This window comes from Paraferrimonas haliotis (assembly GCF_002282895.1).
GTDB classification, from domain to species: Bacteria; Pseudomonadota; Gammaproteobacteria; order Enterobacterales; family Shewanellaceae; genus Paraferrimonas; species Paraferrimonas haliotis.
In genome coordinates, this window is sequence record NZ_NRRB01000003.1 from 442,685 (window position 1) to 457,956 (window position 15,272).

Annotated in this window: 10 protein-coding genes and 1 other RNA gene; 3 read left to right on the plus strand and 8 right to left on the minus strand. The window is 46.8% G+C overall.

Annotation, left to right across the window (positions count from 1 at the left end):
• The first annotated feature begins 82 nt into the window (after positions 1-82).
• Positions 83-697: a GntR family transcriptional regulator gene (locus tag CLC91_RS08635; RefSeq protein WP_095498524.1), complete on the plus strand. Its 615-nt coding sequence runs from the start codon at positions 83-85 to the stop codon at positions 695-697.
• A 91-nt stretch (positions 698-788) separates the two neighbouring features.
• Positions 789-3,173 carry an agarase gene (locus CLC91_RS08640; protein WP_095498525.1) on the plus strand — a complete coding sequence of 795 codons (2,385 nt, stop codon included), beginning with the start codon at positions 789-791 and terminating at the stop codon, positions 3,171-3,173.
• Here CLC91_RS08640 and CLC91_RS08645 read toward each other — a convergent pair.
• From CLC91_RS08645 to CLC91_RS08675, 7 genes are all read right to left on the minus strand, one after another.
• Positions 3,170-4,348 (minus strand): MFS transporter, encoded by a 1,179-nt coding sequence (locus CLC91_RS08645; protein ID WP_095498526.1) that lies wholly within the window; start codon positions 4,346-4,348, stop codon positions 3,170-3,172. The two genes, CLC91_RS08640 and CLC91_RS08645, sit on opposite strands and share 4 nt — an antisense overlap.
• A 26-nt stretch (positions 4,349-4,374) precedes the next feature.
• Complete coding sequence (locus CLC91_RS08650; RefSeq protein WP_095500266.1) at positions 4,375-6,018, minus strand: tetratricopeptide repeat-containing sulfotransferase family protein; 1,644 nt, start codon at positions 6,016-6,018, stop codon at positions 4,375-4,377.
• A gap of 101 nt (positions 6,019-6,119) precedes the next feature.
• Entirely contained in the window at positions 6,120-8,546 is a 2,427-nt protein-coding gene (locus CLC91_RS08655; RefSeq protein WP_095500267.1) for a TonB-dependent receptor, read from the minus strand.
• 95 nt (positions 8,547-8,641) lie between these two features.
• On the minus strand, positions 8,642-9,487 hold the full coding sequence (locus CLC91_RS08660; RefSeq protein ID WP_095500268.1) for a carbon-nitrogen hydrolase family protein: 846 nt from the start codon (positions 9,485-9,487) through the stop codon (positions 8,642-8,644).
• A 139-nt stretch (positions 9,488-9,626) separates the two neighbouring features.
• The gene (gene pdxR, locus CLC91_RS08665; RefSeq protein WP_095498530.1) at positions 9,627-11,480 is read right to left on the minus strand and encodes a MocR-like pyridoxine biosynthesis transcription factor PdxR; all 1,854 of its coding nucleotides are present in this window, start codon (positions 11,478-11,480) and stop codon (positions 9,627-9,629) included.
• 120 nt (positions 11,481-11,600) lie between these two features.
• The gene (gabT, locus tag CLC91_RS08670) at positions 11,601-12,884 is read right to left on the minus strand and encodes a 4-aminobutyrate--2-oxoglutarate transaminase (RefSeq protein ID WP_095500269.1); all 1,284 of its coding nucleotides are present in this window, start codon (positions 12,882-12,884) and stop codon (positions 11,601-11,603) included.
• Positions 12,885-12,896: 12 nt separating this feature from the next.
• Positions 12,897-14,351: an NAD-dependent succinate-semialdehyde dehydrogenase gene (locus CLC91_RS08675; RefSeq protein ID WP_095500270.1), complete on the minus strand. Its 1,455-nt coding sequence runs from the start codon at positions 14,349-14,351 to the stop codon at positions 12,897-12,899.
• 269 nt (positions 14,352-14,620) lie between these two features.
• Here CLC91_RS08675 and CLC91_RS08680 point away from each other — a divergent pair, with 269 nt between their 5' ends.
• Complete coding sequence (locus tag CLC91_RS08680; RefSeq protein WP_095500271.1) at positions 14,621-15,136, plus strand: META domain-containing protein; 516 nt, start codon at positions 14,621-14,623, stop codon at positions 15,134-15,136.
• A 39-nt stretch (positions 15,137-15,175) separates the two neighbouring features.
• On the opposite strand, the gene ffs is transcribed toward CLC91_RS08680, so the two are convergent.
• Positions 15,176-15,272, minus strand: an RNA gene (gene ffs / locus CLC91_RS08685) — signal recognition particle sRNA small type.

The window sequence follows — 15,272 nt, forward strand, 5'->3', positions numbered from 1 at the left end:
TTAACAATAAACTGAAAGACAATTGAAAAGACCAGTTCAACTATTTACACTGAAGCACTAATTAAATTAACAAGGATGGGATATGAGCCGGATTCGACCCAAAAAAATTCTATCAGTTAAAGATCAAATCGCCGACCAGTTGCGCACGGATATCATCGCAGGCGATTTGCAACCCGATACAAAACTTAATGAAAAAGAGTTAGCCGAACGTTTTGGCTTGTCTCGTGGGCCCATTCGAGATGTTATATTGCAGCTAACCAAAGAAGGCTTGCTCATCTCTAAGAAGAACTGCGGTGCTTCGGTAAACAGCGTGCTTGATCCGAAAACGCAAAAGTTGATGGTCAAAATTCGCCGAGAAATTGAAGTCTTTGCCATTGATCAACTGAAAGGCAAGCTAACCCAAGAAGATTTTGACGACTTACACAGCATTTTGGCTGACTTGCAACGGGCTTTTGCGGTGGAAGACTATACCGAAGTGACTAAGCACGATTTAGCGTTTCACCATTACTTGGTCGAGCGAGCTGGGGGCGATGAACTGGTCAACATCTGGTACCCTCACGTCATGAGAATGCGCTTAAATTATAAGCGGGTCAGCTCAAGTGAGGCCTGTTACCAAGAGCACCTTGATGTCATTAAAGCACTCGAGGCTGACGATACCGCCACTGCAACTAAGGCCATTAAAGCGAACATTCGCTAAATGCCCTTTGAAGACGCACCTTAGGGTGCGTTTTTTACACGCAAATAATAATGTTAACAATCAACAATAATAACCACTAAGGGAATAGAACATGGCGTCGCAAAGTGCCAAACTCATCACCGTCATACTGTTAAGCTGGTGCCTTTCAAGCTGTGGCGGTAGCGATACATCGTCAACAGACACCAACAGCAATCCAGCACCAACGGCGCCGGCAGAGGACACTACTCCCGATCAATTTAGCTTCGAAAAGGTCACGGATGTTGAGCCGGCCACCACCGTAGACTCCAATACCATTACCGTCAGCGGTATTAATAGCGACATCACCGCATCCGTTAGCGGTGCCACCATGTCCGTTAATGGCGCAGCCTTTATTGCCCAAGATACTCAAGTCTCTCACGGCGACACCATACAACTTCGGCTGGTCAGCGCTGATGACTATCAGACTCAGGTAACGGCCCGTTTAACGCTGGCAACCGTAAGCGCTGACTTTGCTGTCACTACCAAGGCTTTAACCCAAACTCCGGCCCCTGCCGCTAACCAGGTATCCATTCATCTCGATTTGAGTCATATCACCCATGGTGTGGATACTTTTGATCGCAGTAAGTTTATAACCATCCATGCTTCTCATACTGAAAACGACTGGTATCAAGAGGGGCAAAATCAACAACCTGATTTAGTAACCCAGTTCGCCAACGATTACGACGTGTATTTTGGGCGAGATACTGGCGCAATGCGCTGGCAACTCAGTCAGCTTGACGAATCGATGACAGCACCTGGATTTGCCGACCCAGACCAAGCCACTCAACGAGGCGGCGACATCCGCTGGTTATACACCAATAACAGCGATGACCGTGCTGTCACTCAGCGCGCTTTAGAACACAGAGCAAAAAACATGATTGTGGCAGGCCAATTACATCCGTTTTGGCCCGATGGCACCGATACCGGCAAAGGCTGGGCATTTTCACAACAAGATACCAGTGCAACCCCATTTGGTACGGCAACCGGTGACTTCATGGGGCAATACCTTGCCAAATACTTCAACAAAATGGATGGCATTGATGCTTTTGGCCAGCCAAAGCCTAAATTTTTAGAAGTGCTCAATGAGCCCTTATACGAGTTGGTAGATACCGCCCCGGTCGCAGAAGATTTGGACAAAATATTCACCTTCCATAATGCCGTAGCTCAGGCGGCTCGTAATGTTACTCACGAAACGGTTAAACCGAATCAGCAGTTACTGGTAGGGGGTTATACCGCCGCTTTTCCCGATTTTGAAGTCAATCAATTTCAACAATGGCGGCAACGTCACCAGCGTTTTATCGATCTCGCTGGCGAGCAAATGGATTTCCTGTCCATTCACTTATACGACTTTCCGAAACTCAATGGCTTGGTTAAATACCGTAAAGGCTCCAATATGGAGGCGACCTTAGACTTGTTAGAAACCTATACTCAGCACAAGTTTGGTCAACCCAAACCCATGGTGATATCGGAATACGGTGCACAGGTGCATGAGTATTACAATCAACCTTGGTCACCGAAAAGGGATTGGCTCATTTTAAAGTCAGTTAACTCAATGCTAATGAGCTTCTTAAGCCGCCCTCACCTGATAGAGATGACAGTACCTTTTATCGTTGTTAAAGCAGAATGGGGGCGTGAGTCCGCCGATGTGCCTTATTACTGGCGCCTTATGCGCCAGCAACATGAAATGGCAGGCGAGACAGGTAATCTTTGGGTATATACCGATTTGGTTAAGTTTTACCAATTATGGGCAAATGTGGCTGGACAGCGTCTCTTCACCCAAAGCGAGAATCCAGATATTCAAGTCGATGCCTACCACAATCAACATAAAACACAGATTATTTTCAATAACCTAGATTTTGACCGTCACACCCTTCCAATAACCCTTAATAACCCGACTAAGCACGCCATTAGTCAGGTTACAATCAAACAGTTATATCTTGACGAGGAAAACGGGGATAAGGTTGTGTTGAAAGAAAGCACGATGACTGAAATGCCAGAGTCTATTGACTTAGAGCCAGAAGCAACCGCCATTATAGAAGTCGCTTACGACAATGAATTTAACCCCAAACAACAGCTATCGGAAACCAAACATTACGTGGATTCCATGCTGCTCACCATTAACAAAAATGAGGAGATATCGTTCTCTATTAACGACATTAACCACACAAGCGAAGCGGGTGAAGCCATATTACGACTGTCGTTAGGTCGAGCCCATGGCTTAAGTTTAACGCCTACTTTGTTAGTAAATGGTCACACTGTTGATGTACCTCAAAATTATCGAGGATACGACCAAGAGCATGACGGATTTGGGCGAAGTGAATTTTACGGCACCATCGAAGTGCCCATCGAATGGTCTCTATTACAACAGAACAACACCTTCAGTTTGACCTTTGCTGATAGCGGCGGCTACGTTGCAACCATAGCTCTGCAACACCGAGCATCAACCATGCCTCTTTAGGCAACGTCTAAGGTTCGCGCTGGTAAGGCAACCAGCGCGACACACATAAGCAACCCTACCACCGCAACATTGATTATCAGAGTGTAATTATCCTCTCCTAACAATAAGGCTGCCACCATAGGTCCCGACGCCAGCCCCATTTTAGAAGCGAAACCACCAAGCGCTGCCAGCTGCCCCCGTTTATCAAGTTCGGAGCAGATGCCAAACATATACGGCAATACAAAGGCCCAAGTGATGCCAATGATAACGTTGGCAACTAAATAGATGGTCGCAACCTCGCTAAAATGCAAAGCCCAACTGCACAAACCGGTAACTACAATCCCGACAATCAATGGCAATAATCGACCATACTTGGTGCCAATCACAATAACCGCAAACGCGCCGATTAAGGCTATCCAGCTCGCCATTGCTAGCGCTGGTGAGATAAATTCAATGCTCAGGCCTTCATTTTTAGCCATGCCAATAATGTAGGCAAACAGCCCCATATTAGCCCCTTGAAAAAGGAAGATAGCGGCAATGGTTAAGCCGAGGGTTAACCAAGGTATAGAGGCATCATTGGTCTTTTCGGACTTATTTTTAGGCAATGGGTAATCTGGCAAAAAAGGCATCATGGCCATAGTGACGCCGGTAAAAATCAATAACGCAATAAACAAAGCACTGGTGCCGTACTCAGGCACTAACCCAGGCAAGACCATCAGTCCTAAGCCACCTAACCCCCATTGTACGAACAACAAATAACCAAAGCTCTTATCCGCTTGCTCAGTCCGCGACATGACACCAAATCCAATACCCACAAGTAAACCACCAACAAGACCATGAAAGCCTCGAACAGCAATCATTAATGAAGCAGAATCAATGAGGATACATAAGCCATCTAGAACAAAAATACTGACCAATAACAGATAACACCAGGGCTTCCAGCGGATGTGCTTAATAACAAACACGGCTAATAACGCCCCAAAAGCCGCTCCGTATAAATTGGCGGAGCTCACGAAACCGGCTTGCTGGTTGGTAAACCCTAATCCTTCTTTCAATCCCGAAACCAACGCTGGCATGATGTTGATGTAAAAAATGCCCGCTGTGGTTAAAAACGCCAGAAAGACTCTCGCCACAACGCCATTCGGGTCGATGGAAAATGATGTCGTGGGTTTTGCTGTTGAATCTATTTCTGTCATGGTAATTCCTTTTATTATCACGCTTGCTAACTGCAATCGATTCCGGCCGCTTCTAGTTGCTTCTTAAGAGGCTGTAACTGTACTTCGTAACAACGCCAACGCTGAACTGAAGTGTTATAAATGCCTTGCCTAACTTGACTAGCAGAAGCCGTAGTAGAGGCACTCTTGTTGTGATTAAATTGCAAACATTGGCTTTCGAAAGCCAGCCCACAATGGGCCAGTAACCGCCTAGCCTGAGTTTCCAAGTCGGCAACGACCTGTTCGTAATTCACCTGTAAAATCCGCGATCCCATAGTGTCTAACCAGTGCTCCATTAATCGATGATGGGCAATGTAATAACGACCAAGCTCTTCTAAGTCATATGAAAATGGATAACCTTGGGTAAAAATCTGTTTGTAAATGGCGTAGCAGGTGTCCATTGGATGACGCTTTACATGAATCAGTTTTGCACTGGGTAGTGCTGTGCCAATGAGTCCCAAATACAGCGAATTCAATGGCAGTTTATCGACAAACTTTTCAGTGTTTATCTCAAGATTAGACACCCGTTTTAAATAGCTTTTACCCAGCTGATTGGCATTCACTTGGGATGCCGCTTGAATCATCTGAGCTTTGCTCGGCTCACCCCGTAAATGTTGCTGAGCGTGCTCCATCATGCAAACGGCAAAATCATTGAGTTCCCCGGCATTGGTTACTTGGCTGTGACTGCTCACGATGCGCTCAACCAGGGTAGAGCCTGTTCGAGGTAGGCCCAATATAAAAATAGCCGGCGCTCCTTGGGTTTGCTCTTTACTGTTTGCTTTAGTCTGCTCAAACCAGTGTTTGTCATATGTAGTACGTATCAAATTCAACGCTTCAACATCCTGCTCAACACGATAGTTCATGTGACGTCGACGACAGTGAGCGCCCAATTTAAGTTGCTCAAAGCTAACTTGATAGTCCTTAAGATCTTCAAGTTCTTTGGCCAGTGCATAATGCAACTGTGCTCGAGCAATCGGATGGTTACTTGTGGTTTTTATGGCTTGGCGCAGAGATTCTAGATGATTGTTTTCACGGGTTTGTTTTTTAAGTGACGAGCGTTGCAGATACGCTTCCGCATCATTGGGGTTGTATTTGATGGCCAAATCAAAATTTGCTTCAGCCTCACTCAGTAGGCCTAAGTACCTTTGCACCGAAGCTAAATTAAAATACAGCTCGCCATTGTTAGGGCTAAAAAGCAGCGCGTTTTGGTAGCACTTTGCAGCCATTTGATACTCAGCCACCGCATTCAGTTGCAGCGCTAGTTCACCATACCCGTTTACCGATTGCTGGCTTTGAGCATGCTGTTGCAGTACATCGATATTCGTCAGCAAGACCTTGCGAGCCTGCTTTTTGTCGCCACTGAGTATTAAAAAGTGGCTATACCTTAGCAGAAATTCACCATTGTCTGGCGCCAAGGCTAACGCTCTTTTAATCGCCGCAATGCCATTAGTCGGATCTTTCATCTTCAACGCTAATGAACTACTGATGTACCAAGATTCCGGATTATTGGGGTGCGCTTTATTGAGTCGTTGGCAAGACCTAATAGCGATTTCTGTATCATGATGGGCAATATGGGTGAGCGCTTGGTTTTTCATTGCTTCAAAGCGCGCTAGAGGTTCTTGCAGAGGCAATGCTAGGCTTTGGTCATTCATGACGGCTCTTTATTGATAATCCATTAATGATTTAAGTTAACACTAACTCCGTACAAAAAAACAGCAGAGCTTAGCCTAAAGGTAAGCTCTGCTCGCCTCTGTTAAAAACGATAACGAACGTTAGCGCCTATGGTACGAGGCTGGGAGATATAATCTTTTGATGAATTACCATAAAAGTTCTCGGCGGGATCCGTGCCCATATAGCCTTCCGGTAGCGTTCCCGTTACGCCGTCTTCATTGAAGATATTCTTAACGTATACAGTAACATCCCAATTATCGATGCTCAGGCGGGTGTTGAAGTTCACAATGGAAAATGCATCCAGTTCCGCTTGCAGTTTATCGCTCTCGCCCAAGTAGTTTAGAGATTCAGACTGGTAGTAACCGTTTACAGAGGTTATCCAATCCCAACCATTCTCAAAGCTGTGAACGTAGTCCAAACCAGCGGTTAGCGTATGCTCTGGCGTGCTTGGCAACTTATCACCGTCTTTCGCTTGCAAACGATAAGTGTCCGTTGCCCAAACGGCGGATGGCACGTAAAAATCAGCGGTTAAGAATGCATCAACATAGGCGTACCCCAAGTTGTATTTGAGTTCATCGGTTAGATAACCGCGTAACTCTGCTTCAATCCCTTGAGTTCGAGCGGATTCACCATTAGCCACCGTAAAGAAACCCCAAGCCGATGCGGTGTTCAACTGTGGATCTTTCCAATCAATTAAGAAACCCGATAAGGTATAGCTGTGATTATTGTCGCCAAGGAACCCCTTGAGACCTAATTCGTAGTTAATCGCCGAATCCGACTTATATTGTTGCCATTCTGGACGCTCTGCCAAGCTACCAGTCAATGGCACCGCATTAGCGCCACCGCGACGATACCCTTCAGCCACCGTACCATACACCATCATGTCGTCTGTGATGTCGAAGCTGGCGTTAAACTTAAACAAAGTACCATTTTCATCGGTTTTAAAGCTTGGCTCAGCGCCGAGGAATGGCCATATCGGAAACGATACTTCGGTATCATTAACAAATTCGTTTTTAAAGCCTCGAATACCACCCGTCACTCTAAAGGATTCGCTAAAGTGGTAAGTCAATTCACCAAAGGCCGCCATGTCTTTAAAGTTTTGAACGCGACGATAGAGGAAATCTTGATCGGTATAGACCATTCCAAATCCTCCCATTGTTGGCCACCAAGTGAACGCTGCTCCCGCCCACTCTTGGTAGCCAGGCATGTAGCTGTCTTGACTGGACTTAGTGTCTTGGTCCATATAGTACAGACCCACAACCCAGTCTAAGTTGAACTTAGTTTCGTTGGAAACTAAGCGCAGCTCTTGTACAAAGGCTTTTTCTTCGTAACCGCGGTCCGCCACCGCAAGCGGTCTTGGAGAGCCATAATATAAATCGGTAAACCAATCATTCTTAGCGTAGAAGCCAGTATTGTCGGAAATGGACTGGCCACTGTGTTCATATTGTGAACTGCTTGACGTCAAGGTTGCGAAACCAAGGTTCCAGTCAATCTCTAGTGCAGCCAGTTTAACTTCTCGCTCTGACGGCTCAAGTACCACTGCGCCATTTTCATAGTCACCATAAGGCGTCTCGATGCGATTGCCATCTTCATCTTTATCAACCCAATGAGTGCCGCGGGTAACTTGTCTACGGCCGCCAATTTCATCTTTTTGATGCTGGTACGATGCCAAAAATGACAAATCGTCGGTGGCTTGAAATAACAACGAGGCACGACCGTAGGTGATATCAACGGTATCGGCGTCTTTTACACTCATAAATTCCGGTTCGCCGGCGGCCAAATCGCCACCAGCCGCTATCGGAGCGCCAGCGTCATTCAATTTATAAACATTAACGTAATCCACAACACCGTCGTTATCAATCTTGCCAATGTTGGCTCGAAAGGCCACTTTGTCGCCCAACGGAATGTTGAACAGGAGATCGCCATTCTTGTTATAGCCGTCACTGCCTTCGGTAACGCCTCCCCCTAACGAGATGTCGCCAGAGAACTCACCAAGCACTGGACGATTCATACGGTACTTAACCGTTCCCGCCAATGAGCCAGAGCCATAAAGCGTTCCTTGCGGGCCACGAAGAATTTCTACCTGCTCAATGTCTTTAAGAATAAAGTTTGCAAATAGCGGCGTATCATTAACGTATGACGCTACGGTTGGAACCGCCGATAAGGCGATATCGCCATTACTACCGCTATCGACGTTGACCCCGCGAATCACAATGCCATTTACCGCACCCGAGTTGCGGTAACCGCGATCAACTAACGTAATACCGGCGACGTTTCGTAGCATTTCGGTGGAGTCGACTATGTTGTTGTCTTCAAGATCCGAACCTGCCACGGCGGAAATGTTATAAGGAACTTCGTTAATGCTTTGGACACGACGGTTGGCGGTAACTTCTATGCGCTCAATATCGCCCTGTGCCGTCTCATCCGCTGCATATGCAATATTGGTATTAGCGCCTAGAAGTAGCGCACTACTAACCGCAGTGGCGATAATCGTCCTTTGATGTGTCATGTTCGACTCCCAATCTCTAGTTGTATTTATATTTGTATAACTAGACCCTTGGCACGACGCAGGCTACTGCTACCAGAAAACGGTCGGTTTTGTTGTTATTTCTTTGGTATGGTTAGTGGCCCCAGCTCCGATAAAGCGCCTGTCTGTCGTTGCACTTGACTATCACTATTAAACTGAATGCCATTGTCTCGAAAGCTTTTTAGTGGTTGCCCGAGCCCCATCAATCCGCGCTCACGAGAGCGTCTTACCGCCTTAAAATCCACTTCAAACGGTATAACCTGCTCGCACTCTTGGGCTTGGTGGATAACCTGTCCCTCGGGGCCAACCGCAATCGAATTGCCATTGCCTTGCTTACCCGCACCATTTAGGCTTAATACGTAACATTGGTTCGTTGCGGCGGTAGCAATGGCCATGTGCAATTCTAGGTTTCTGTCGGTTGTCGGCGTCATGGTCGGATAAATAATGACCTCAGCCCCTTGTTGCACCATGCTTCGGGCCATTTCCCCAAACCAAAGGTCGTAACAAATCGCAATCCCAATGCGCCCTTGAGGCACATCGAATACAATAATTTCCGATCCAGAACTGACGTCTTTTTCGTAGGGATAAAAAGGAAACACTTTACGGTAGCGAGTGACCACCTCTCCTTCGGAGTTTATAACGGTGGCGGTGTTGAATATTTTCTGCCCTTGCTTTTCAAATTGAGTGCCTGGAATTAACCAGACCCCGAGTCGCTTAGCCAATTGACAAAAATGTTGCTCGTGAGCACTTGGAAACGACTTCGCGTGTGCCGTATTTGAACCATCCACCGCCAACTCACTGACTACCAACATGTTCAGCCATGGAAAACGTCGCATGGTCAACTCAATTGAGTCGCTAATTTTTACCAAGTTGTCACTGGTATCAAGCTCAAGTTGAAGACCACCGATAGCAAAATGACTCATGAAAGTTATGTCTCTTTGTTGTTTTAATTTACTTTAACGACAAGGGCTTGCGTCTTGGTAGTACCAGAACTCAGTCAGGTATAGGTCCAGTTTCTGAGCACGGTTTCGTAATGGAAAGTAACGCTATCTGTTAATAAGCTTATGTTTCTTCATCAGCGCTTTTTGCTGTTTCCAATCCAGCCCCATAGAACTCTAACTGTCTAATTAATCTATAATTTTCATCAAACCATTTGATTTCTGAGCCGTCTTTAATGACATAGAAACTGCCCACTTCAGCGTATCCCCAAAGTTGCCACTGCCGATAATAACGGCCATCTTCGATCCACCACTTACCCACATCTTCTTCTTTACCTTTACCGGAAGTTCGTCCAAGCATGGTGCCATCTTCCAACAACTCTATGGTGCAAGAAACGCCATAAACCATTTGGCACTTTAGGGTTGAATTGGGCAGTAAGCTTTGCAACTCTTGATGGCTGAGCAATTTACCTTTAGCGTTCGACAACTTCTCATCGTACTTTGACGTAAGCTCGAAAATGAGTTTAGCCAGCTTGCGCACGCCCTCTCGGATATTTTGTTCTCGTATCGAAGTGACGCCCATCCTAAAACAGTTCGTAGGGTATGTTGGTGAGGAAAAATAGCGTTTTACAGGTTCGATTAATATGCCTTGCGCTGAGGCTTGTTCGCGCAAGTGCTCACCATCTAATTGTTCTGGCCCCACAATCCAATAGGCGGTCCCGCCTTCAATAGGGCCAGTATCGATGGAGTCCGGCAAATAAATATTTAGCGCCTCCCTTAAGGTTAGCCAACGCTCAAAGAAGGTCTTATGCAGCTGCATCATGTAGGCATCGTAATGCCCCAAAGCTAAGAAATAGGCAACGGCGCGCTGATTAAGTAAAGGCGGGTGACGAGCGATGAGCTTTCTAAGCTTTTTCAGTTCATCAATCACTTGCGGAGCGGCCACAATGAAGCCGATTTGCACCCCTGCAACCAGTACTTTGGACAAGCAGGATAGATAAACCACACGATTATGACTGTCTAAACTTCTCAAGGCTGGATGGGGCTGACCTAAGAAGTTACTTTCAAACTCAAAATCATCTTCGACGATCAAAAAATCCTGTTGATGAGCCTGTGACAAAAGCTGATCACGCCGAGCCATCGACATAGTGACGCTCGTTGGGGTCTGATGGCTTGGGGTGCAATAAACCAGGTCGCAATCGGCTAAATCATCATCAATCACCATACCCTGTGCATCGACTGTCTGATGACGCATACCAGCGCCTTTACGTTGAATCAGTTGACGAATTTCCGGATAGCCAGGCTCTTCTACTGCAACCCGGCTACGAGAGCTAACCAGTAATTCACACAATAAAAACAATGCTTGTTGACTGCCTGACGTTATCAGTATTTCATTGCGACCGGCCTGAATACCTCGTCTTGGAAGGATTTTATTACGGATTTCATCCAGTAATAACGGATCATCTTCCAACCCTTGCGTACTTGACCATTGATAGATTTCGGAACTGGTACTGGCTTTTAGTAACGCTTCTCGCCACTCCTTAGTCGGGTATAGCTCGGTATCGTATTTACCATCGATAAATGGATAGGGAAACTCTTGCCAGTTGGACGCCGCGGAACCGTTTCCTGTGAGCGCCACGGCTCCGCTGAATTTAGATTTTGACAAACGCTTGGTGGTTTTAGTTATAAGTTCGCTTTCTTTGGCAACGCTTAACAGCGAGCCTTGCTTGAGCTGATCATTTACGAAAATACCGGACCGCTCACGAGTGACCAAATAACCTTCATCTTTGAGTGTTTGATAAACCAACACAATGGTATTGCGGGAGACTTGTAATTCCTGTGCTAACCGTCTGGATGATGGCAGCTTTTGATTAGGCTCTATGGCGCCAATCAAAATGCCTTCCACCAGCTTTTGTCGAATTTGCTGCTGTAAACTGTCACTGCTATTTGGGTCAATATGAATCAATTGGCGATACATACTCAACTTCCTTGTTGGCAGCGCATACGTCAGTCTACAACCACTGACTTAAGGCCGCTCATTCTTGTTATGTCTTTGTTGTAACAGTTTTTTTGCTTAAAAAGCAAGGTTAAAAATTAATCAACCTCGAACACAGTGACGAAATAATTCCGTAAATTTTTCCAAGGCTTCATCAACATGATCCGGAGTCATGGTTAATGGTGGTAAGAATCGTATGACATTTCCATAAAAGCCACAGGCCAGTATAATCAATCCCGCCTCTTGCGCTTTGCTGATCAGCAGCTGGGTCAGCTCAACATTGGCTTTACTCGGATCGCCATCATGGCAAAGCTCAATGGCTATCATAGCGCCATACTGGCGAACTTCGGCTATTAGCGCTGGGAACTCGTTTTGTAGCATGCTGAGCGACGTTTGAAACTGCGTGCCCACCTCATTCGCTCGGTCAATAAGGCGCTCTTCTTCAATAACCTCTAACACCGCCAACGCCGCTGCACAGCCTACCGGTGAACCACCATAAGTCCCGCCAAGTCCGCCGGGGAGTGGTGCGTCCATGATGTTTGCCTTTCCCACCACCGCTGCAATGGGAAATCCCCCAGCAATGCCTTTAGCCATAGTCATTAGATCCGCTTCAACTTCAGCATGCTCAAACGCAAACATTTTGCCCGTACGCCCAAAGCCGGTTTGAATTTCGTCAGCTATGAGTACAATGCCATGCTCATCGCAAAGCGCTCTTAACGCTCGTAAGAACTGTGCTGGAGCACCGTAAAAGCCGCCCTCACCTTGCACTGGTTCAACGATAATGGCCGCTACGTCGCAGGGGGCAATATCAACCTTAAACAAATTAGTTAATGCTTTTAGCGAATCCTGAATAGAAACCTTGTGCAGTTCACACGGGTATGGGGCGTGATAGATATCGCTCGCAAATGGACCAAACAGGTGTTTGTAGGGAATCACTTTGCCCGTTAACGCCATCGTGAGATTGGTACGGCCATGAAAGCCGCCATTAAAAGCAATGACACCCCGACGGCCGGTAAACGCCCGCGCTATCTTAACGCAGTTTTCTACCGCTTCAGCGCCTGTCGTGACGAATACAGCTTTTTTATCGCTATTTCCCGGTGCGATTTGGGTCAACTTCTCAGCTAAGTGAACCGCTTGTGGGTATGGGTTAACCATGACACAGGAATGACTAAAGCGCTGCATTTGTTCGACGGCGGCTGCCACCACTTTCGGATGGCTGTGACCTGTGTTACACACCGCGATTCCTGTGCCTAAATCCAAGTAGCGATTACCTTCAACATCCCATACTTCGGCATTGTGTGCCCGGTCAATGTAAGCGGGATACAAATTGCCTTGACCACGAGCAAAGCTCGCGAGTTTTTGTTGTTGAAGTTGTTGATTTTCCATAACTTTTACCTACTAATTAATTCCACCCAAACACAAATATTTTATCTCTACGTAATCATCGAGCCCATACTGGGAACCCTCGCGACCATTACCAGACTGTTTCACGCCACCGAACGGCGCTGCTGCGTTAGAGATGAGGCCTTCATTTACCCCCACCATCCCAAACTCCAGCCCTTCCGACACTCGCCAAATTCGTCCAATATCACGACTGTAAAAGTAAGCTGCTAAACCGTATTCAGTGTCGTTGGCAATCTGCAGAGCTTGAGCTTCGTCATCAAAGGTAATGATGGGGCACACAGGACCAAATATTTCATTGCGGGCGATGGCCATGTCATTGGTCACATCGGTCAATACGGTCGGATTCATATAACTGCCACCCAAATGGCAATGTTCGCCGCCATAGGCTATTTTTGCGCCTTGCTGCAGCGATTGATCAATGAGTGACGTTACTTGCGAATGCGCCTCTAGGTTAATCAATGGACCAATATCGACACCCTTATCCAAACCGTTACCTACGGTGAGTTTACTCACCACTTCTAAAAATTTGTGCATGAACTTACCGGCAATGCCTTTTTGCAGCAAAATGCGATTGGTGCACACGCAGGTTTGCCCGGCATTACGAAACTTAGAAACCATGGCTCCGCGAACCGCAGCATCGATATCGGCATCGTCAAACACAATAAAAGGCGCATTGCCGCCAAGCTCCATCGACACTTTTTTAATGCCTTTAGCACACTGTTCGGTTAGTACGCGCCCCACTTCAGTGGAGCCAGTAAAGCTAAATTTAGCCACATCCGGATGCTGACTCAGTACTTTTCCCATCCCACGCGCATCGTCCCCCACCACAACATTAAAAACGCCCGCAGGTATGCCCGCTTGTTGTGCCAATTCAGCCATAGCTAAAGCCGACAAGGGCGTTGCCGGTGCGGGCCGAACCACAAAAGTACATCCCGCGGCTAATGCCGCTGCCGCTTTGCGCGCAATCATGGCGTTAGGAAAGTTCCACGGAGTAATGGCCGCCACCACGCCTACGGGTTGCTTTAAAACCACAATGCGTTTGTCGCCACTCGGTGCTGGAATGGTATTACCATAAACGCGCTTTGCTTCTTCACTGAACCACTCCATGAAGCTCGCTCCATAAGCAATCTCACCGCACGCCTCAGCCAATGGCTTGCCTTGCTCAAGGGTTAACAGTCGTCCAAGATCCTGTTGATGTTCCATCATCAACTCAAACCAACGCCTTAATAGCTGAGCTCGTTGGGCCGCGGGTACCTCTTTCCAACGATTAAACGCTTGCTTCGCGGCACTAACGGCTTGCTTTGTTTGCGTTACGCCAGCATTAGCAACCTGTGCAATAACCTCGTTAGTGGCTGGATTGATCACGTCCAACGCATGCTCACTATTGTGCCAAGCACCATTGATGTAACTTCCTGATTTAACTAATCTTGAATCAATAACCGAATCCATTTTTGCTCCTTGAGTTGTGGCCGCTAGCACAGCGCTAAAACATGGTGCAACGTACCTTGTTAACAATATCCTAAGCTGCCTGAATCAGATTGTTAGTACCAGTTACCCGTCACAGTTAAGACCAGATGAGTCCAGATCCATCGTTAGAAACAATCCACCAACACGCTTTTCACTTTTGAACCACTCTTAACCGTGTCTTTACCGCTTATTGTTAACAACCAAACCAACCTCTAAAGTGCTCAGCAAGATAACGAAACCGAGGACTTATTATGAAAAAACTGATTGCTTGCTTTGCTATTGTGTTAACCATGAACGGTTGTGCCGCAAACAATGCTCAACAATACGATCCTAACCAAATCGAACACGGCGCTTATGCGGTTGATAAGCATCGCGGTGTCATCATCGATTCACAGAAAACTGTGATGTCTCCTAGCGAAATGCGCGAAACAACCCAAACCGCGCTAGGCGTAGCCGCTGGGGGCGCTTTGATTGCGGCCGCCAGTCGCAGTGACTCTCGCAGTGATGCCGGTGCCGCAGTAGCAACGATTGGCTTAGCTGCCGCCATTTTGAGTGAGATAGGAAATGATGATGTTGAAGTGGTGTTATACACAGTAGAACTGCAAGACGGTCGCTTGGTTGAAATCCCACAAGCCGATACACAAGCCCTACCGCTTAACAGTAAAGTCATGGTGACCGCTTATAATAATGGCCAAACTCGGGTGCGAATTGATGAATCGCAACAACGCATCTATAACCGCACTCAAGATACAATTTACGCGGATTAATCAATTCTAAGTAGGTTGTCACTGAGGAAATTGGTGGCAACCCTACAGCCGCATCCCGGCACACGCATCATTCGCTGTGGCTGCTCCCTTCCGGGCCTGACCAAGTTCACGAACTAGCATTGCGAGAGGACCATAG

Coding starts and splice junctions, on each gene's coding strand:
- CLC91_RS08635 (WP_095498524.1), top strand. CDS start 83: ATGAGCCGGATTCGACCCAAAAAAATTCTATCAGTTAAAGATCAAATC.
- CLC91_RS08640 (WP_095498525.1), top strand. CDS start 789: ATGGCGTCGCAAAGTGCCAAACTCATCACCGTCATACTGTTAAGCTGG.
- CLC91_RS08645 (WP_095498526.1), bottom strand. CDS start 4,348: ATGACAGAAATAGATTCAACAGCAAAACCCACGACATCATTTTCCATC.
- CLC91_RS08650 (WP_095500266.1), bottom strand. CDS start 6,018: ATGAATGACCAAAGCCTAGCATTGCCTCTGCAAGAACCTCTAGCGCGC.
- CLC91_RS08655 (WP_095500267.1), bottom strand. CDS start 8,546: ATGACACATCAAAGGACGATTATCGCCACTGCGGTTAGTAGTGCGCTA.
- CLC91_RS08660 (WP_095500268.1), bottom strand. CDS start 9,487: ATGAGTCATTTTGCTATCGGTGGTCTTCAACTTGAGCTTGATACCAGT.
- pdxR (WP_095498530.1), bottom strand. CDS start 11,480: ATGTATCGCCAATTGATTCATATTGACCCAAATAGCAGTGACAGTTTA.
- gabT (WP_095500269.1), bottom strand. CDS start 12,884: ATGGAAAATCAACAACTTCAACAACAAAAACTCGCGAGCTTTGCTCGT.
- CLC91_RS08675 (WP_095500270.1), bottom strand. CDS start 14,351: ATGGATTCGGTTATTGATTCAAGATTAGTTAAATCAGGAAGTTACATC.
- CLC91_RS08680 (WP_095500271.1), top strand. CDS start 14,621: ATGAAAAAACTGATTGCTTGCTTTGCTATTGTGTTAACCATGAACGGT.